A 20099-nucleotide genomic window follows, 5' to 3' on the forward strand; every position below is an offset into this window, starting at 1 on the left:
CTTAAAACTCAGACAATAGCGGTTTAATGATGAGAAGCAAACTCAGCAGAAACATTTTAACTTAAGGCAAAGCGGCTCAATTAACCCGCTTTGCCTTAATTAGATTTCCTCGTGTTTATGTACCAAGCCGAAGTCTTCAAGAACCGAATAAGCTGCCGGGATCATAAATAACACCAACAAGGTTGAAGCAAAAATTCCGAACACAATAGAGATGACTAAAGGTTGAATGACCTGAGCTTGCAAGCTGGTTTCAGTCAATATAGGGAGTAAACCCGCAGCCGTGGTCATCGAAGTCAAAAACACCGCTCTGAAACGTTCTCGGCTTGCTTTCACCACAGAGTCGTGAACGCTATCACCTTCATCGACGTGATGACGTATATACTGCACTAGCAAGATCGAATCGTTAACCACGATGCCCGCTAGTGAAACAAAACCCAACAAACTAGGCATGCTCAGTGAGTGACCGAGCAATATGTGTCCCCAAACCACGCCAATGAAAGCTAATGGGATCGCAAGCATAACGACTACGGGCTCGAGATAGCTACGGAACTGATAACTAAGTATGACAAACACACCGAACAGACCGAGTAAGAAACCTTTGCCCATTGAAGCGCCAGTTTCGGCGGTATCTTTGGTTTGGCCTTCAAAATCGAAACGTAACCCTGGGTATTTCGCCATCAGTTTAGACGCTTCTTCACGTTGGAATTGAGCGATGATTGCAGTTGAGCTGGCTTTGGTACTGTCGACATCACCAAATACGCTAATAGTTCTTAGGCCATCAATACGTTGGATTCGAACATAATTACGTTGAAAATCTAACGTTGCGATGGTTGCCAGTGGTATCTGACTACCATCCGACATGATGATTGGAAAATTTGCCAACTGTTGTAAGTCGCCCGCTTGAATTTTATCGAGACGCACTTCAATTGAGATGTTTTCGACACCAACCTGAATTTCATCAGCGGTCTGACCAAAAAAGGCCGCACGTAACTGATTAGCAACCAATTGACCATTGATACCGTAAGTTTCAGCGCCTGGGCGAAGTTTGACTAGCACCTCTTCTTTACCCATACGCATATCGTCAAGCACGCCATGTACCCCATCGAATTCGTTGAGATACTGCTGAATATCTATTGAAGCCGCTTTGAGTTCATCGAGATCATCATGTTTGGCGCGAATTTCAATCGCACGCCCACCCGGCCCCATGGTTGGTTGTTTAAAGACCAGCGAAATGGGATCAGCCAGTTCACCAATATCTTGACGCCAAGCGGTGATGAACTCATCAATCACGGTATTGCGGCTTTCTGCACCGAGTAGATCAAGTCGAACGGTGGCGATATGTGGTCCCGACTCGTCAGCGTCAGCATTGGCATTAAACTGACTGGTTATATGCTCAATTAGTGGAACACCGTTTTCAACATCTCGTGTCCATTCTTTGTTTAGCTTCTGAGCAGACGCAACGAGCTTGCCAACCACGGCCTCAGTTTGAGACAGTGATGACCCAGGGGGCAGAATGATGCGTGCTTCGGCGATATCACCGTCTAACTCCGGGAAAGGCTGAAACTTGAGTAAACCTCCAGCTATAGTAGCTACGGAAATCAGAAGTAGTGTAAGAATCCCACCGATAAAGGCGTAACGAAACTCAACCACTTTCTCCACGGCGTTGACTAGAGTTGTATTGCGAAAGTTCTCAAAACCATCAAGGAGTTTCTTTTTAAATTTTGCAGGTGGTTTTTCATTCTTCTCTTTATGCAGTGAATGCGATAAATGGTTAGGAAGAATTAGAAAAGCTTCAACTAAACTCAGCATCAGAACGAGAATCAGCACTTGTGGAACGGCTTTGAGCACAGCCCCCATTTCGCCTTGCAAAAACAACAAGCTACCGAAAATACACACAGTGGTAAGGAAAGAAGAAACAACCCCAGGAAGGACTTTTTTCACTCCTTTGATAACGGCATTATCGACATCTTCCCCCCTATCAAGGTGAGAGGCAATGGATTCGGCAATCACAATCGCATCGTCCATCATAATACCGACCGCCATCAGCAGGCCGACAAGAGACATGACGTTAATTGACAGCCCGAGTTGCGCCATCAGAAATAAACCACCAAGGAAAGCAACGGGTAAGCCAGCTGCAACCCAGAATGAATAACGAAAACTAAAGAACAGCCACATGGTTGCGAACACGAGTATGATACCTTGCCAACCATTATTAAACATCATGCTTAAGCGGTCCCACAGTACAGACGAGATATCATTAGTCATTTCTAGTCTGACACCATCAGGAGCGATTGCTTGTTGCTGCTCAACGAACTGAGCGACGCGCTCTTTGATTCTAAGCGCATCATCTTCTTTGTTCTTACTCACTTTGAGCAGGGCTGAAGGGTGACCATCGAAAAGAACTTTTTGTTCATCTAATTCGAAGCGGTCGGTAATCATAGCAATATCTTTAAGTCGAATCAGTGAGCCGTTGGCTCCAGAGCCAATGACGATCAGTTCAAGTTGCTCCGGTGATATACGCCTGTCATCAAAACGGATAAGAAAGTTCTTGTCTGGTGTTTCAATATAACCACTTGGTAACTTAATGTTCTGACGACCAATTTGAGTGGCAATGTCGCCGACACTCAAGCCAAGTTGACGCATGGCTTTCGAGTCCAATTCGACACGAAACTGGTGATCAGAAAACCCCGCTATATTAACCAGAGAAACGTCGTAATCGAGCTTTAATGTACGCTTAAGCTGTTCTGCGTAAGCTTTCAATTCCGGCCAAGTAGTATCTGCGGTAATAGCCACGTCCACCACAGGTTCATTCCAGTCCAGTTCCTGTACCACTGGAGATTCAATCTCCTGTGGAAAATCATTGATCGAGTTGATCTGGGTTTGCACATCGACCAACATTCGTCCGATGTCCGCTTTCCCGTTGAGCTTCAAGATCAGTCTTGCCGAGCCCTCAATAGCTTCACATTGCGTCTCTTCAATATTAGCAAGACCATCAACCGCATCTTCCATTCGAACACAAATGCTCTCTTCTACTTCTTGTGGAGAAGCTCCGGGGTAGACCACGCCTGCCATTATGTAAGCAGGATCGAATGCAGGGAAAGTCTCGCGCTTAATGTTGGATAACGATGTCACCCCCAATACAAGCAAACACAACATCAGCAAGTTGGCTGCGGTTGGATGTTTGGCAAAGAATCGAATCATAGCGCTGACTCCTCGTGGCCTTTGTCAGCCTCTTTAAGCAGCATGCCGTTAATCGCTGGTAGCAGATCGTTGAGAATCAGCTTTTGCCCTTCCTCTAGGTCACCTTCTACCACGACTTGGTTGTCACGACGGTAGAGAACCGACACGGTTTCAATCACCAGCTTATTATCCTCATCCATCAAATAAATTTTATCGCCATGCAATGCTCGTTCAGGAATCACCCAGCTTGGATTCGGCTGCCCTTCGATAAACGCTCTGACGAACATGCCGTTGACAAGTGGAGGTCGCGAGCTTAGATTTAGATGACGATAATCTTGTTGGATCTCCAGAATCACACCGACAGTGGCCTGATTTGGGTCTACGGTTTCGCTAATTCGGCTCACTTTCGCAGGCCAACTTGCCTTCATATTGCCGCTGCTAAATTCAATACTCGCGTCAATAAAGGTCATATCGGGTTGGGGAATCCCCGATTCATTGCGGTTAACTTTACCAATACTTGAGGCGAGCGTGCGCATATCATGAATAGAAAGTTGAGCCTCAACTTCCATTATGTCCATACCGTGTGCGGTTACCATGGTTTGCTGCAGGTTAACAACCTGATATTGCTCATTGTCAACTTGAGCAATACGCAGGTCATCGGGCAAAGTAATGATGGTTTTTTCCAGTGAACGATGCGCTTCTTCCACTTTAGATGAGTTAACTTTGACCAAAGCTTCGGCAACCCGTTTTTCGTCGGGCATCAAACCGATTTGATTTTCAATGTCGAGCACTAATTTGCGTTGTGAAAGTGCGCTTTGCTCTTGCTGATCGACATCTGATTGTGAAGTGAGTCCTTTGGTACGTAAATTTTGTTTACGTTCGAGCTCTTTGTTGGCGATCACTAAACGATTACGCTCAATTTTAAGCGTCTGCTCTAGATTTCGCTCTTCTTGGCTTAGCTTAGCAAGAGAAGTTTGAGCAGAACTGAGGTCCGCCTGTGCTTGGACCAACTTAAGTTCGTAGTCGAGTGGATCGATACGCAGTATTTCTGTTCCAGCCTGAAGAATTTGGCCTTTTTCTAATTTAGGGTGTCGGTAGACGATTTTGCCCGTTACTTCTGCAATGGCTTTCCATTCAACCTTGGGCGCAATCTTGCCATAGCCAATTGCTTGTGGCGCTATAGCTTGGCGTTGCAACGGGACAGTTTCCACCAAACGTGCGCGATCGGCAGCAGGCTTAACGGGTAAATCAGGCTTAAGTTTTATGGCAAGTATTAACGTGATTACCCCTATGGCAAGTGCCGGAAAAAACAGTAATTTTTTATTGATTTTCATAAGTGTTAATCCTGCAAGTTTTTGGGTTGTAGCATGCCATCAGTCATCAGTTTTATGTTGTGTTCAAGCAGTCGGTTAAGGAAATCTTCAGAAAGCTCAATACCGTGTAGGGAAAGGAGACCTGGCGGGGCAATAAAAGGAAAGGCCATCAAGCTAAAATAGGAGACTTTACATAATTCAGGCTCGACATCAGGTTTTAAAATATTACTGTTGACGAGCTTGTCAAACATCACCATTTGCATGGGTTGACTGATATCAGCGAACACTTTTTCGAGCAGTTTCCGCTGAGTATCCGATGTATCCATGTGCATGATTTGAAACACTAAACGGGGAAACTGTGGAATTTTGAACATTTCATGATAATAGGTTCGCATAATGTCGAGAAAGTTCTTTTGTGAACTGTCTTTGACCATCATATGTATGCGTTCTTTCATAGGATTGATCGTTTCTCGTATCACCGTTTCAAATAGCCCTTCTTTGTTGCCGAAATAATAGTGAATCATCGCGATGTTCACACCAGCTTGATTGGCAATTTGACGATTTGAAACTTTATCGTAAGGCATGCTCGTGAACAGTTCACGAGCATGCTCGATAAGCTTTTGCCTAACGTCTATATTATTGTCCCTGGGGCGACCTGCTTTTCTGTTATGGGTGGTCACACGTAAAGTCCCTTTAATTAAATGTCTGATTAATTATAGAGTGATGGTGAACTTACGGATATGACAATAATTAAGCAATATTTACGTAAATGATTAATTTTTAAGATTTGATGGTAGTTCAATCCCAAGAAAGCGCCTGTAGTTGCTGCCAATTAGCCTTATAGTCAACCGCCATATTGCTCGGCTAACGCCAAAATATCTACTCGCCTTGTAGTATTAAAATTGCAAAGCTGAATGTAACCTAGCTTCAATTTTGGTGAAAACCAAAAATCACTTGCCATACCATCGATAGATAATCCACCATGGGTATATGAACTACCCTTATTGGTGCGAAAAATTACAAGACCATTAGAATAATGTTGAAGCCCTGACTTCCAAGTCGGTGCTTTGCCGTAAACAGGATCATCAGGGTTGAGAAATGAAACCCAAAGCTCTTTATCGGTTTTTGGAGTCATCAGGTGACTTATCCACTTAGCATAATCAGATAATGTGGTTTTTACCCCACTAGTACCTTGCGTCACGATATTGTTTTCAGTTGGACGATACACACCATCGCCAAAATCAATATATCCTGTCGCACTCCATTTAATCTCACCATTTAACTTTCCATGTATTGTTGTCGATTCCATGCCAAGTGGTTTAAATAACCTATCTTCGGCAAGTTTATTAAATTCAACACCACTTGCCTTCTCAACAATATCGGCCAATAACAGATAACCTGTATTACTATATATCGCTAAAGAGCCTGATTTAAAAATTGGAGAGTCCAAACCTTTCATCCAATTTACAACCGCTGTTGTCACTGTATCTTTGGGAATTGGTTGCCCTATAGTTAACCCACTAGCCAATTCTGATTCATTGACAAGTTGACGAATGACTCCATTCCTTGTTTCGATATCATTAATATAGTCAGGTAAACCACTTTGATGGTGGAGCAAGTGATAGAGCGTTATATCCTTGAACCAATCAGGGCCATCTTGGTAATATTTTTCAAGACTATCGGATCGGGAAAGCTTACCTTCACTTTCTAGTAATAACACCAATGAAGCAGTGATATGCTTGCTGTTAGAGCCAATGTTGAAGACTGTCTTTTTATCTATCGGAATATTGTACTTCAAGTTAGATTGGCCAAAATATCCCTCGTAGAGAAAACGGTTATTTTTTATGATCCCAACTGCACATCCTGGCGTTGTCTCGTTCAAATCACTAAAGCTTCTAACCAAATCACCATTGTCGTTACTCGTACAGCCTAACAAGAATAAAAAACCAATCACAAAACAAGTTTCTTTAAAAGCCTTCACACCTAATTCCTTACGATAGTAACAAGATAGCCTCAAAACCTTTCAAGTATCATCACTTCGAACGAGCAAAAGCATGACTCAAAATGCAGACATAATGCTAAGCCAAGAGACTGGAAACGCTATTACGTAAACTCAACTCATACTAAAAACGCCAAGCGTTCACAGTCCGTCTTAACATTTCAAAAATATGCATTTGATTGTATATATAAATTCACACCAAAAAGAAAACCCAATACACAAAAAACGAGTTTAAAGATCGGAAAAGTTTAATTCAGAGCGAATTTGTCCACCAAGTTAGGTAAAGAAACGCTGTATTTATCACAACAAATAAAATGTCCTTTCGACACCAACAAAACCTATTAAGAATATGGACCTTCAAAGCAAGATTTCAGAAAATAAATAAGCTTCAAATTTGAACAGAGAACATAACACCGTCATCACATAGACCACGGCAAAGTAAAAACCACGCGTTGCACCTTCTCTTGAACCTTTGTTATGTGTTTACTTGGGTAAATCGCTTTGAAAGCTCCTTTGACTTGCAATATCCAAGTGCTAAAGGATAAGCCTGATTACTTTCTGAGACATAGAAAAGAGCCGGGAAACCACTTACTTTTAAACGAGCTGCTATATATAAATGCTCCTGAAACTGCTGCTCTATTTCTTTCGATTTCAACTTGAGTGCAAACTGGCTTTCACTCAAATTGAGCGACTTAGCGCAGTCAATCAATGTTTGATTCAACGACGGATTTTTAGCTTCAAAGTAATAAGCTGATTGAATAGCCTTTACCATTTTCTCAGAGCTACTTTCTACCATGTTTTCAGCGGATATTACGGCCCGACAAGCTTGATATGTTGAACGATAAGGTATGTTCAACTCCCAGTAACTATGATTAAAAGTTACGTGAGACACCTTCTCTATTTGATACCAATAAGAAGAAATGGTTTCCTTCAGATTATCATCCATAGGCACATCATTATCAGGAGCTAGGCCCCCCATTATCCAGTCAACCTTTGCAGTAGGGTGCTTTTCCAAGAATTGTTCCAACTCAGGTTGAAAAGCAAAGCACCAAGCACACATAGGATCCATGACATAGATAAACCGCATTGCATTACTCTCCATTTTAGTGGGAACATCTCTGACACATACCTAACGCCGCTGTAACCGGCAAAAAATTGTTGGCTAAAATGTGTAGCGAGGCGTAACAGCCAACAAGTTTTTTGTCCGCGCTTACGACCTTGTTATACCGTCTTTTCAATTGAAGTTCCATTTATAATCAATAATTTAGTTAGAGGAAAAGGGGAATTTAATCCGTATTCTCTTTAATCACCTGCCATAAAACCAAATGTATAAGGTGCTACAGTTAACCCCTCACGGGCCCTAAGATCTTGGCTTTCGCGCAGTTTATTAAACATCCACTCATCTAACTTGTGAGTCATCTCGATAAACTCCTCATGTGTGAGTTCTGCTTTTAAAGAAATAAGGAATGCTTGGTTATCCTCTGTAAATCAATAACTCTATCTTGAAGCTGGTTCAACACTTGGCTGGTAAAGAATTGTGGAAACTTAGAACCTTTTTCAAATGACGTATGTGTCGGCACCAACAATTTACAAGCGTTGTGCCCCAGTAACTCAATGAGCTTAAGTTTTTCAAGTTGTCTAAGGTATAAATGCAAAATGGTACACACTTCTTGTGCCAACTGTAGGCATTAAAAAACCGGGATATTGGCCAGTATTTACTGACTATTTGGCTATCCAGTATGCTCTAGACAAGAATACTCGGGGAGCATTGCCTTAGCTAGGTCCACCTTGCCCTAACGCTTTAATCAGAACCCAATCGAATCTAAGCTTTTTGGCACTGAATAAATGGAGCTAGTTTAAACTCATAGGGTAGGTTCTCAACCTTAAAGCTAGGTACCACATCATGTTGCGGCTGATAGGTCCAAAGATAATCAAATCCGACCTGCTTGACTTCATTTCTATCTAGCAAAATCACAATGTGACTGATTTTAGCTAGACGTATCGCCATATAACATAAACCACATGGCTCTCCAGAAGCGAACAAGGTTGAACCTTTCAGAGTGGTACGCCCTAACTTCTCACAAGCTTTTCTAATCGCTTGTATTTCTGCATGAGCCGTACAATCATTTAACTCATTGACTTGATTTACCCCCTCAGCTATACAATCACCCTGTTGGTTAACAATTACAGATGAAAAAGGTAGACCGCCTTTTTCGACTTGTTGCTGAGCGAGCGCAATTGTCTTTCTAGCAAAATAGGTAATTTTCATTGTGTCTAACATGTTTCTAGCCTCCCTTTCTCGGCTAACTTACATGCGAGTTCATCAGCTTTGAGTTCTGCCATTTGCAATGATTTTTCATGTCTATAATCGGCAAACTCCTGATACTCAGACGCTATCTCGTAAATTTCTGCCACACCTAAATATTTACTTAAAGTGCGTAAATGCGGCACCAAATGACTGGATGCTTCATTTACTCCTCCTTTTTCGAAGCCAAACTCACCACTTGAAGTAACGATTACTAAAATCTTGTCAGACAATAGAGGTGCCAAGGGCTGATCACCACGTGCTAAGTCAAAGTCAAAGGTTTTGTTGATGCGTATAATTTGATCAAACCACGCTTTTAACTGCGCTGGCATCCCGTAATTATACATTGGCGACGAAATGACGAGGATATTCGCTTTTTCTACCTCAGTAATAAGCTCATCTGACTGCGCCAAAAGATGTTGCTGCTGTTCGGTTCTTTCTAGCTCTGGTGTAAACACCGCGCCTATCCAGTCTTGGGTAATAAATTGAGGTGAATTTACTCCGACATCACGATATATATACTCATCTATCGCACCTTGCACCTTAAACTGATTGATAAACCTTTTTGCTAGTTTTTTCGAAATGGACTCATGTTGTAGGTTGGCATTTGAAATTGCTCTAACACTCGATTCTACGTGTAAAATAATACTCATCCTAGGTACCTTTGCTTGTTCAATCTGTCTACCATTTTTCTTCTTGACGGGATAAATCGCAAACGAGAAAAAGACATTTACAGATGAATAAAATTCATCTAAATTTTTCTTTCATTGTTTCAAGAGTAGCAATCATGCAAGTTTCTTTACCTGCGCTTAAAGCGTTTGAGTCTGCTGCTAGGTTAGGCAGTTTTAAGGCCGCTGCGGCTGAATTATCCATTTCTCCAACAGCAGTGTCTCATCACATTAATAAACTTGAGCATCGACTAAACGTTACCTTATTCACACGTTCAGCAAGAAAAGTGACACTTACGGAACTCGGTAAGGAACTCGCCGTGGCTACCAGCCAGGGATTTCAATCTATTAGAGCTGCGATCGAAAAAATTACTGAAAAAGATAAACAAATCAATGTGACTACCACGTCATCATTTGCGGCTTTGGTTTTAATTCCTGCTCTTCAAGCGTTTTATACACTTTATCCCGAGAGTAAGGTGAATATCACAAGTGGTGAGAGCATTGACACCAACAACTTCACGTTACCCATTCGGCTCGGGGAAACTGACAAACAGTCAAGCATGGATATAATCAAAGTCGAACAATTTAATCTATTTTGCACAGCGCACGCTGCTACACAGTTTCGCCAGGCAGAACAAATAACGATTTACACTACCGATTGGAAAAATAGCAGCTTACCCAGCGTTCCATTGCAAGCATGGTTAGAACTCAACGGGTTACAGAATAAGCAGGTTCAAGTTAAACATTTCGATCAAGAGTTATTTGGTATACAACAAGCCTTGCTGGAAAACGCTTATGTATTCTGTTCAAGAACGCTCTCGCAAGGTTATTTAAAGGCAGGCGTATTAACTGAATTGAACACCCACGCGATCTGTTCTGAGCTTTGTTACTACATAGCGAACAAAGCAATGCATCTTTCTCGGCAGAACTTTATGTTCATAGAATGGCTAGAAAAGTTGCTTAAGGAATGATGATAGCTAGCAGTCAAGACGGTACTGCTAGAATAAAAACCAAAAAAGATGGTTGGACGGTGGTCACTAGAGACGAAAAAACTCTCAGCTCAATCTGAACATACAGTACTAGTCACTAGTACAGGCTATGAGGTTCTCACGTTAAGGGAAGACGAAAAGCTACCAACGATGTAATGATTGACAGTAAAGCTTTCGATCAAAACAAATATGTAGCAAATCATAAGAAATATTAATTCAACGTGGACACCTACCAATTATCAATAACTATGCCTCAAAATCATTTCGGGGCATAGACGTGCAAGCACATATCTGCTGTGTTCAATCAATTGTACCAAGCTTACCAATAACAAAATCTAAAAAGACTTTCACTCGTTCAGGTTGATAAGCACCTCCACGGTAGAGAGCGTTCAATGGATACTTAAGTGGTTTAAAACCAATATCAAGCTTTTGCAGTAGTCCTTTTTCCACATAAGGTGCAACGATAATATCGGGTTGATAACTTGCTCCGACTGCTGAGAGCGTCAACTGACGAATAAGCCTTGGGCTATTGCTTTTGAAAACGGCACGTACGGCGAGACTATTACAGCTATTGCTCTGGTTCAAAGCGTTAGCTACAGGCCAACGAGCTGTGGAGTGAAGATTGTTATCGATAAGGCAAGGCAATTGTGTTATTTCCCGATCATGGCAGTACTGTCTTGCTAACTCAGGCGCGGCGTAAACTGAACTTTGAAGTGACATGACCTTACGGTATCTTAAGCTGGAGTCATCTAATTCACTGGCACGAAAAGCGATGTCTATGGCTTGTTCCACTAAATCAAGTTTTTGGTTGGTCACGATGATATCAATCTGTATATCTGGATAACGAGCCAGGAACTCAGGAATAAGTGGACTTAATAACTCTTCTGCAAAACCCTGTGATGCCGTTATACGTAAAGGACCTGAAGCCTCGTTATTATTTGAGTGGAGTTGGTGATAAAGCTGGTCAACCTTAGCTAAAACCTGTTGTGCTTGAAGGTAGTATTCTTGGCCCGACTGATTAACGGAAAGCTTGCGGGTGGTGCGATGAAACAGTGTGACTCCGAGCTGCTCTTCTACGCGATTAACGTATTTGGAAGTCAAAGATTTAGAAATACCTAAACGCTCTGAAGCAGCGGTAAATGAGCCAGTTTCTATTACTGCCACAACTGTTCTCATTCCATCTATAGTGTCCATAAATTGTCAACATGCTGGAAATTATCATTCCATGTTAGCGGGGTTTTTCTTCTTCGCAAGTTGTTCTTAAATATCTAACAGACAACGAGTTAGGAGAAAACAATGATAAAACTATACTGGCACCCCTTTTCAGGGCACGCACACCGCGTACACATGCTTTTAAGTATCCTCGAATTGAATTTTGAGCTCATTCCCGTCGATTTACCAGCAGGGGAACATCAACGACCAGAGTTTTTGGCACTTAATCCGTTTGGTCAAATACCCGTATTAGTAGATGGTGAAATCGTTATTTCTGACTCAAACGCAATCTTGGTTTATCTCGCTACCGTCTATGATAGAGAACAGCAATGGCTTCCGAATACGCCTCTAGCACGTGCAAATATCGAACAGTTTCTTTCTCTAGCGGCTCATCGACTAGCAGGCTCAATAGCCAAACTACGCGCAGCGAACCTGTTCAATCGCAGCATAGACCGTGAACCACTCACTCAAGAAGCACATAAGCTACTCAAACAACTTCAAAACTACCAAAACGGCCGCCAATGGTTGGTTGGAACAAACCCTACTATTGCGGATTTAGCCCTCTATAGTTATATCAAGTTAGCACCAGAAGGCGGAATAAGTTTAGCTGACTACCCTGTTCTGGAAACTTGGCTCAAACGAGTAGAAGGACTAGCTGGCTTTGTGCCTATGCAACTTTCGAATGTCGGGCTACGGAAGGAATCATGAAACAGGAATGATACACACTGCTGTCCAACCATTAGGGTAATCGGTGGATGGAACCTTATTGTCACTGCTTACATGGTTAACTCCAAAATGTTTTAGATCCTCAATTGAAAAAGTCCAACCATCTAGATGTCCTTTCTTATCAGCCTCGATACAAGATGGTTCTGCTTTCATTAGAGCAAAATCATTTAACTGACCGTAGATAGTAATATCTTCATTTACTCCTATATGCTCAAAAAAATTGCGTTCTAATGTTGTTATAGTGTGCCAATGTTTCCAATCATATGAATCTGCATCAGCATCAGGCTTGAAATTCTTTTGTAACGCTCCCCCATGCCATCCTACAACTGCTCCCTTGTTAATATGAACAGAGGCTGCCGCAGTAAAAAAATAATTAGCACAGGAGGAAAAACATTGATCCACAGTTAATGCGATATCGTGATCATAAATCCATCGTCCCAACTGCATTGCAGGGATAATATCTCCGCCTTGACTCTTAACTGTCATATATCGAATGTTACCTTTATATTTTTCTATTTCTGAAAAGGCATAATTTATTGAGTCATGGGTAATCTCTCCTCGAAAAAACAACCGATCATTTTTTACATATATTTTCTCTGCTAATGTGGATGTTTCCTGACTTGCACTCACGCTTGAACTAAAAGAAAAATAAACGCTTAAAAATAAAAGTACTAAATAACGACATGTATACACAACACCCTCTTCATAATCAACAAGTTGAATAATAATCGTAATACTATTCCTTTTATAAGAAAAAACAACTTTTAGGAAACGGAATAGATACCAACTTGATATCCTCTTTTATTCATACCAAAAACATTAGGTCAATTTAGGCAAAGATGTGTTATATCGGTTCAGGCTTTGTTGTAGGATTCGAGAGGAGCGACTCACCTTCTAGACGTTGAAGCTGATACTCATGAAATTATTGCTGTAGAGTTAACACGGTCAGGAGTGGCGAATGCAGCAGTACTTCGTAGCGTTCTCAAACAAACACTCCAAACCATCAAAGTGACTTCGCGAGATGCAGCTTATGATTCTTTTGTTTAATCCATTTCTTCGGGGTTCAATATTACTTCCGCGGTTTAGAACTCAATCACACCATTGGCATTTGGTTTTAACTCACGTAAATCTATCCCAGATGTGTCGTTTTTATGTACCGCATCTACCTCAGACTTTATCCATTGCATAAATATCTTATTTTTCTCACGATTGGCATGATTACGAAGTGAGCACAGATAGTAGCTGTATCTGGATTTTACTGCTTTATTGCCAATTCGAACTAATTGTCCATCCTGAATGTATCGTTGAGCAAAACTATGTTTTACCAATGCCACTCCCTGAGCAGCTAGAGCTGCATCCATTACGAATTGAGATCCCTCATATTGGAGAGAGGCATTAACAACGGGTAAGTTCATGGTTTCTAACCAGCTAGGCCAATCCTTATCTGGTGAAATCTCTTCAATTAAATCTGCCTTTATGAGATCACTAAGGTCATATAGTTGTTTTTCTTTCTGATAATTTTTATGACATACCGGATAAATAACCTCATCCATCAGCCAAACTGACTCACAATCAGCATAATTTCCAGTTCCATGACGAATACTGATATCCACTAAATCATTCTGAAAATTCACTAACCTATTGGTTGGGTCAATCATTAAAGATAATTGAGGATATTGCGCGCGAAACTGCTTAATTTTGGGAATTAACCAGTACTGAGCAAAGGTCGGCTGAACAGAAATGGAAAGCTGATTCGGAGTAGGATCCTGATTAATTTTTCGGATACCCTCATACATATGAGAAAAGCCTTGTTTGACAGATTCAAACAAAATATGCCCTTCCGAAGTCAACTCCACATTTCGGTGCTGACGGACAAAAAGTTCACATTCTAGCCATTCTTCAAGCAATCGGATTTGTTGACTTATCGCTGCAGCCGTAACAAATAGCTGCTCTGATGCCACCTTAAAGCTTCCATTCTCGGCTGCTACATAAAAATAATATAACCAGCGTAATGGCGGTAACTTCTCTTTCACTTAAGATTTCCTTATCCAAACATCAATTTCTATCGTTTGTAAAACATCTATTCCTCAATGATTATTTAGCATAACGAACTCAATAATTATAGGTGATCGCATGAATAACTTAGAAAAGCACAGTAAATACTGGATTGAAGTTCAAGATCAACCACCACTATCCTTAGGTAAGAATATCTTACTTACCATTAAGCGCTGGCACCAAAACTCAGTAACAAGAAAACACCTAAAAGATTTACCCGATTACCTTTTAGATGACCTAGGAATAGACAAGCAGCTTGCAAAAAAAGAAACAGATAAAGCATTCTGGGAATAGTCAATCTCGACCATCGTCCTAACTTAACTAGATTAATGTTAGGGCGAAGAACATTCCAATTAGTATCATCTGGGTACAGCTAGAGAGGTACTCCGACATGCGCTTGGTCAACATACCGCTCGCTGTGTGAGTTGTCTCTCGCACCTGTAAGTTATTGCGATTCCCACATAACGTTACATTTCCCCTCAATGGCTGTATTTAGTAACTCAAGCAATGGATAAGCTCTGTGAATAATCGAAACGGTGTACTCTGAGTTTTCATTTTCATCTTCGTCATCCGTTTCAGCGATATTAAGATCTCGTAGCTTTTCTTGTTCAAGCGCGCTCTTTAGATGAGCTAACGCCTCTGGAACATTTGGTGCCAAAATTGCACCAGGTACAGTCCCACTATGCCCCATCATTTTTATCATTTCCTGTGCGATTTCACCAAACATGGTGACATTTGCATGATTTTTACAGCTAAATGTTACTAACATAATAAACCCTCTCTCGCTTGCCATCTAAACCAAACTATGGCGTAACTTGTTCCAAAGACCACCTTCCTTTAACCTCGATAAACGATGGAAAAGGTTATGAACTGGCAGAGGTCTTGGACCTTTTGGCTTTCTTAAAATTCTTCGATATACATTGTTCTTGTGAACTTGATATGAGTTGTTTTTCTGTAGTGCGAATTCGTGATGAAGCCAGATTCGGAAATGTGAGTAAAAAATATCGCTCAACACATCCGTTAAATCTTCTTCGCCAGTATTAGTTCATTCACTTGTTATCGATTATACGCCGAAGATGGTGATGTTATGTTATTCATACTGAACTAAATCGAAATTCTACAGAATGAGGACCAAAGCGGGAAAATGACTTTAGCCGAGAACGAGAGTGGTTTGGTTTTCCTGATACCACAGGTTGGAAAACAGGCTTAAATCTGAATTTAAAAACGCTAATGGTGGTATTTACAGCATAGAAGAACTTGGGGCACTGGCACTTACTCAACCAGACCCTAAAGGATTCTTAAAAATATTGGGGATAATGTCTTCGGAGAAGAACCGAATAACGTTTTTGAGTAGAAAGTCCTACCATTGTATGTGTTATCCCCAACCTTGAGTTGGTAATAATCTAGCTATATTTCTATTCATTCATTGTGATACAGGTGATTTAAATGAATCTGGTTTTAGAGTTATAACCGAGCATCCAAGTTGGTTAATCATAGACTCAGCCGTGTTTCCCATCACAAAGCCAGATATCCCAGCTCTAGACATTGAACCTAGAATAACTAAATCTATCTCATTACTACTTACATACTTCGGCAATACATCCCTCGGCTCCCCTTCAAGTAATTTAACCTGTATTGGTACGGCGTTGTTAACATACGGAAGTAACAACGAATTTAGTCTTTCCATTCTTTCATTACGCAATTTCTGCGAAAGTAGAGCGATATCAATATCGGAATAACCGCTCCAGTTTTTAAGAAAATCTTCACATTCAAGCTTCCAAACGTGACAACAGGTAAGACTAGCACCAACGGTTTTACAAAACTCTACGGCTAGAGATATAAGCTTTGAATTGAAATCTTGATAGTCTTGGTTCGTCAAATCAACTGCCGCCACTACGTTGCTTATTACCTTTGGCTTTTTGCTCACAGACCAAATAGGAATTTCAGATTTACGCATTAAATTCAATGTATTACTGCCTCTTTGACACGCTTGCTTCTTAGTATAGCGATAAGAATCAATCATGATCAGCGAGGAGTTAGTCTCTTTTGCTTCTTTAATAATTTCAATAAAAGGGATGCCTATGCGAATTTGCGTAGCAAACTTTATGTTGGGGTATTGCTTTCCCAGTTCATGAATGTGTGCTTTTAAAACGTTGTGGTAATGCTGAGTCGCTTCGTCCAGTATGTCTAATGCGGATCCCGAGATATGATGTATCTCTTTAAACTCATCTAATGCTTTAATGACGGATAATAAAGTTACCTGCGACGAACATTTGTTAGACAAATGAAGTGCCTGATGGAGGGATTCGTTTAGTTCTTGTTCTGGGGCTATAGGGATCAAAATCCTATCAAAAATCATTTCTATCCTCCCTCTGAATTATCTTGTGCAATTTTAACTTATACAAAGTAACTATAGAAAAGAGTACGTGAATTGCTATTGTGTCCTAGTAAAGAAATTGAACAGAACTAGTGAAGTCTGTACCCCCAAAATACCCAAGTGCAAGTCAACGTACTTGTACCTAGCACTTCGTGATAAAGAGTTTGATATACATGCACTGATGTCAGGGAGTCAACCATTCATGGCAGGAAACAATCGGATAAGAACGACCCTGTATCATTTAGTTTTAGTCGAACGTATTGCCCATAGTCTTAAGTTACAGTTCCGTTTGTGGCGAGAAACTTACCAGATAGGAAAACTTAATTTTCGGGAACAGAAAAAGAAACTTGATTCATATCAAGAAACCAACCAAGCAAATAGGAGTACGTTAGATCTTGTTCAATTTTTGAGGGATTAAAAATGACGACGTCTAAAGTGATATTAAGAAACCTACTCGGGTTGTTACTTATTATGTCCGTGGTGTTATGTGGACTCTATTTCTTGCTAGATGCACTAGCGATATTCGCTTATTTTAATCATGAAGTGGTAATTGCAAATCAGTTCATCGATGAATCTTTTTACCTCTTGTTTTTCTTTGTACCTCCCTACTTCATTGGCAAGTACATTAATCGTCCCGATATCGTCAAAGCTGTCGAAGAGTATCTCTTAGCAAAAAGTAAAAACGAGCATTACTAGCGCGTCCCTAATACATCGAAACAAGTTCTTTTGCACCTACTCTACCGACCCGTGAACGCCTCTTGTTTCAGCAAGAGGCCTATAGAAAGTCGGTAGAATGCCTAACGTCTGTTGCCAAGGCTAATTAACAAATTTGTTAACATCGACCAATAATCCGCTCATAAAACCAAAAGCTTTGCCTATACTTTAGCTATGTTGGTACATCGAATATGGATATCTTGATGGCAGAACAAAACATAGGGCAAATCCTTCAAGCTTTTAACAGCATTGAATCCAAAATCCGAGAGCAAAGCGGAATGCTCAGAGAACTCACCGCTCAGGTCAAAGCGCTCGAAGGACAAAATAAGCAATTAGTACAACTTGTACATCAGTTGAAATCCCCTTCAGCACCGCCTGCTGAGCAGTTCGATTCTGGCAAAGCAGAGTTCCAAAACTCTGTAACGAAAAGCTTGAAATCGATTGAAGAGCAATCGAAAAAAACCATGGATATGATTAAAGCCAATGGTGGTGCGAAAAAACGGGCATGGCCTTAGTCTTCAAACCTGATGAATTGAAGACTATACGAGTTCCCTATATTGCGAATTCGCTTTAAACGTTACTTTCATTAACACTCAGTGCTTTCATTTGATTGATATAAAAGCAGTTTCTCCCGTTATCTTTGGCTTTATACAACGCTTGGTCGGCATTTTGTAATAGAGTGTCGATATCTTGCCCTTGCACGTACATAGAACCGCCAATACTCACACTGATTGAGAAGCTGTCTGAGAACTCATGACGAGAGATTTGCAAACATAAACGTTCCGCCAACTGAGCCAGCTCATTCTCATCAACATTGACCAACAGCACGAGAAACTCATCGCCTCCCCAGCGAGCAGCCATATCATAAGACCGTATGGTTTCCCGAATGACTTCCGCTATCGCTTTTAATGATTCATCTCCAGCCGCATGGCCGTAGGTATCATTGATATCTTTAAACCAATCAATATCAATCCACAACAAACCCAATGGAAGGCTTTCACGTTTAGCGCGATTCAGACTCGCTTCAATCTGCTCAGCCATACCGCGTCGATTATAGAGTTCTGTTAACGGGTCTATTTGTGTGAGCCGTTCTAGCTCTACGGTTCTTTCTTGTACTTTAAGTTCAAGATCTCGCTTCGATTGCAAAACGGTTTCAGCCATCTGAATAAAGTGGTTAATCACTCGCCCCAACTCACCTCTTCTGCGATTGGTAATTTCAGACTTCGGATTCTGCCCTTTCTCAAACAATGCCAACGCTTTATCCAGTTCGCTGATTGGGTTTAACACCAAACGATTTAGCACCAAGTTCATTAGCATCAGAGCAATCAATAGCGTGCCTATAAACACGACAACGATCTTGGTGAAGTGAGAGACAGGAAGGAAAATGCTCAGATCTATCAAGGTTATTTTGTACCAGTCGATTTCCGGCAGATAAACCAAGCCCACCAATTGACGAGAACCTTGCATATCAACAAAAGTGGTAACGACTTGCGTGTCACCAGACTCTAACTGGTGCATCAACTGGTAAATGGTATCCAAGTCATTTTTATTATCAAAAATCAGATCAATCGTCTTGTGATCTGTATGCGCCTTCATCACTGACCCATAATCAATCATCGCTTTATCACGATGAAGCTGAATCGCTCCTGAGTGGTCAATAAAGAAGCTGTGTATGCCCGGTTCCACCTCATCCACCACACTGTTTAAAAAGGTGGTGAGATCCAACCCCGTCCCAACCATACCGAAGATATCTTCACCATCTTTAATCAGTACATCAATCCACAACTTAGTTATGCCGAGCTCAACGTCAGGGTTTACGTTGATATGAATGTCGCGTTTCTGTTCGATTAGGTTGTAAAACCAGCTGTCTTCTTGCTTGCTCGGGTCCAATATGTAGCGAAATTCTTTACCGCGAAACTCATCTAACGCGTTGTTGTGGTAATAGTGTCCATTACTCAGCAAAGCGACAAAATAGCTTTTGTCCTGAAAATTCTGGCGATAGTTTTCCAACTCGTCGAGCGCAATAGCTTGCAGAGATTCATTTTGAGGAGAATGTGCCCACTGTTTAATGGTATTAGAAGTAGCAAGCTGACGAGAAAGCGCCAGCTCACGCAAGATTGGCTGCAGCGTTCGGCTTTTATCGTAAAGGGTTTGCTTCGTAATATAACGCGGAGCCCACTGCTCTATGATTCCTTCAGCAAGCGTTCGAACTAACCAAGATACTGCGCCAGCCGTGACGATAAACACCAAAGCAGTAACTAGCATAAACTGAGGCTTTAACTTCATTTCCTTCTCCAGTGAAGTTTGAATCGTCATATCTATAACTTTAGCCAACTCTAATAAAACAATATCAGATATAAGAGAAGAAAATCATCCGTTAATTGCCCATTACAGCTAATATCGGAATCGCACTGAACAAAAGTGGAATCTACGACATAGTTATATGTCTCAACTAACCTATTTTCTCGGTAAAGATGTGTTATTCGACAGAAGTTGAATATTTGGTATGAGATAAAAAACGCATTTCAAACAAACAACCACTTCATTTCTGTCTATCTTTA

General features: G+C 41.1%; 18 protein-coding genes and 1 pseudogene. 6 read left to right on the top strand and 13 right to left on the bottom strand.

The window, feature by feature from the left end; genetic code table 11:
• Window positions 1-99: 99 nt before the first annotated feature.
• The 7 genes from L3V23_RS06095 to L3V23_RS06125 all read right to left on the bottom strand — a co-directional run bounded on the left by L3V23_RS06095 (window position 100) and on the right by L3V23_RS06125 (window position 9450).
• On the bottom strand, window positions 100-3201 hold the full coding sequence (locus L3V23_RS06095; RefSeq protein WP_102965793.1) for an efflux RND transporter permease subunit: 3102 nt from the start codon (window positions 3199-3201) through the stop codon (window positions 100-102).
• Window positions 3198-4514 carry an efflux RND transporter periplasmic adaptor subunit gene (locus L3V23_RS06100; protein WP_102965792.1) on the bottom strand — a complete coding sequence of 439 codons (1317 nt, stop codon included), beginning with the start codon at window positions 4512-4514 and terminating at the stop codon, window positions 3198-3200. Before L3V23_RS06100 ends, L3V23_RS06095 begins: the two co-directional genes overlap by 4 nt.
• 5 nt (window positions 4515-4519) lie before the next feature.
• Window positions 4520-5173, bottom strand: a complete 654-nt coding sequence (locus L3V23_RS06105; protein ID WP_102965791.1) for a TetR/AcrR family transcriptional regulator — start codon at window positions 5171-5173, stop codon at window positions 4520-4522.
• 164 nt (window positions 5174-5337) lie between these two features.
• Complete coding sequence (locus L3V23_RS06110) at window positions 5338-6474, bottom strand: serine hydrolase domain-containing protein (protein WP_180980297.1); 1137 nt, start codon at window positions 6472-6474, stop codon at window positions 5338-5340.
• Window positions 6475-6967: 493 nt separating this feature from the next.
• Window positions 6968-7579: a DsbA family protein gene (locus L3V23_RS06115; RefSeq protein ID WP_180980296.1), complete on the bottom strand. Its 612-nt coding sequence runs from the start codon at window positions 7577-7579 to the stop codon at window positions 6968-6970.
• Window positions 7580-8314: 735 nt separating this feature from the next.
• A complete protein-coding gene (locus tag L3V23_RS06120; RefSeq protein WP_219725627.1) occupies window positions 8315-8773 on the bottom strand; it encodes a nucleoside deaminase in 459 nt (152 codons plus the stop codon).
• Window positions 8767-9450 (bottom strand): NAD(P)H-dependent oxidoreductase, encoded by a 684-nt coding sequence (locus L3V23_RS06125; protein ID WP_237292040.1) that lies wholly within the window; start codon window positions 9448-9450, stop codon window positions 8767-8769. The genes L3V23_RS06120 and L3V23_RS06125 overlap by 7 nt, the downstream gene beginning before the upstream one ends.
• Window positions 9451-9533: 83 nt before the next feature.
• Between L3V23_RS06125 and L3V23_RS06130 the strand changes: the two genes are divergently transcribed.
• Both L3V23_RS06130 and L3V23_RS06135 read left to right on the top strand, forming a co-directional pair.
• Window positions 9534-10436 carry a LysR family transcriptional regulator gene (locus tag L3V23_RS06130; protein ID WP_102965788.1) on the top strand — a complete coding sequence of 301 codons (903 nt, stop codon included), beginning with the start codon at window positions 9534-9536 and terminating at the stop codon, window positions 10434-10436.
• Window positions 10437-10480: 44 nt separating this feature from the next.
• A pseudogene (locus L3V23_RS06135) lies at window positions 10481-10610 on the top strand (type I methionyl aminopeptidase); the annotation flags it as partial.
• Between the two features lie 144 nt (window positions 10611-10754).
• Here the strand turns inward: L3V23_RS06135 and L3V23_RS06140 are convergent.
• Window positions 10755-11648, bottom strand: a complete 894-nt coding sequence (locus tag L3V23_RS06140) for a LysR family transcriptional regulator (protein ID WP_267134727.1) — start codon at window positions 11646-11648, stop codon at window positions 10755-10757.
• A 102-nt stretch (window positions 11649-11750) separates the two neighbouring features.
• Between L3V23_RS06140 and L3V23_RS06145 the strand changes: the two genes are divergently transcribed.
• On the top strand, window positions 11751-12374 hold the full coding sequence (locus tag L3V23_RS06145; RefSeq protein WP_102965787.1) for a glutathione S-transferase: 624 nt from the start codon (window positions 11751-11753) through the stop codon (window positions 12372-12374).
• On the opposite strand, the gene L3V23_RS06150 is transcribed toward L3V23_RS06145, so the two are convergent.
• Window positions 12369-13085, bottom strand: coding sequence for a hypothetical protein (locus L3V23_RS06150; protein ID WP_237292042.1), 717 nt, complete (start codon window positions 13083-13085; stop codon window positions 12369-12371). The genes L3V23_RS06145 and L3V23_RS06150 overlap by 6 nt on opposite strands.
• 389 nt (window positions 13086-13474) lie before the next feature.
• A complete protein-coding gene (locus L3V23_RS06155; RefSeq protein ID WP_102965786.1) occupies window positions 13475-14425 on the bottom strand; it encodes a LysR substrate-binding domain-containing protein in 951 nt (316 codons plus the stop codon).
• A 100-nt stretch (window positions 14426-14525) separates the two neighbouring features.
• Here L3V23_RS06155 and L3V23_RS06160 point away from each other — a divergent pair, with 100 nt between their 5' ends.
• Window positions 14526-14741: a DUF1127 domain-containing protein gene (locus L3V23_RS06160; RefSeq protein ID WP_102965785.1), complete on the top strand. Its 216-nt coding sequence runs from the start codon at window positions 14526-14528 to the stop codon at window positions 14739-14741.
• Window positions 14742-14892: 151 nt separating this feature from the next.
• On the opposite strand, the gene L3V23_RS06165 is transcribed toward L3V23_RS06160, so the two are convergent.
• Together L3V23_RS06165 and L3V23_RS06170 are read right to left on the bottom strand one after the other, a co-directional pair.
• Window positions 14893-15216 (bottom strand): DUF1840 domain-containing protein, encoded by a 324-nt coding sequence (locus L3V23_RS06165; RefSeq protein WP_042481601.1) that lies wholly within the window; start codon window positions 15214-15216, stop codon window positions 14893-14895.
• A gap of 654 nt (window positions 15217-15870) precedes the next feature.
• On the bottom strand, window positions 15871-16806 hold the full coding sequence (locus tag L3V23_RS06170) for a universal stress protein (RefSeq protein ID WP_102965784.1): 936 nt from the start codon (window positions 16804-16806) through the stop codon (window positions 15871-15873).
• A 438-nt stretch (window positions 16807-17244) separates the two neighbouring features.
• On the opposite strand from L3V23_RS06170, the gene L3V23_RS06175 reads away from it, so the two are divergent.
• On the top strand, window positions 17245-17520 hold the full coding sequence (locus L3V23_RS06175; protein WP_042481262.1) for a hypothetical protein: 276 nt from the start codon (window positions 17245-17247) through the stop codon (window positions 17518-17520).
• A gap of 221 nt (window positions 17521-17741) precedes the next feature.
• Complete coding sequence (locus tag L3V23_RS06180) at window positions 17742-18053, top strand: hypothetical protein (protein WP_042481266.1); 312 nt, start codon at window positions 17742-17744, stop codon at window positions 18051-18053.
• A 55-nt stretch (window positions 18054-18108) separates the two neighbouring features.
• On the opposite strand, the gene L3V23_RS06185 is transcribed toward L3V23_RS06180, so the two are convergent.
• Window positions 18109-19824: a GGDEF domain-containing protein gene (locus L3V23_RS06185; protein WP_102965877.1), complete on the bottom strand. Its 1716-nt coding sequence runs from the start codon at window positions 19822-19824 to the stop codon at window positions 18109-18111.
• Window positions 19825-20099: the final 275 nt, after the last annotated feature.

The organism is Vibrio sp. A1-b2, assembly GCF_021726015.1.
Taxonomy (GTDB): domain Bacteria; phylum Pseudomonadota; class Gammaproteobacteria; order Enterobacterales; family Vibrionaceae; genus Vibrio; species Vibrio diazotrophicus.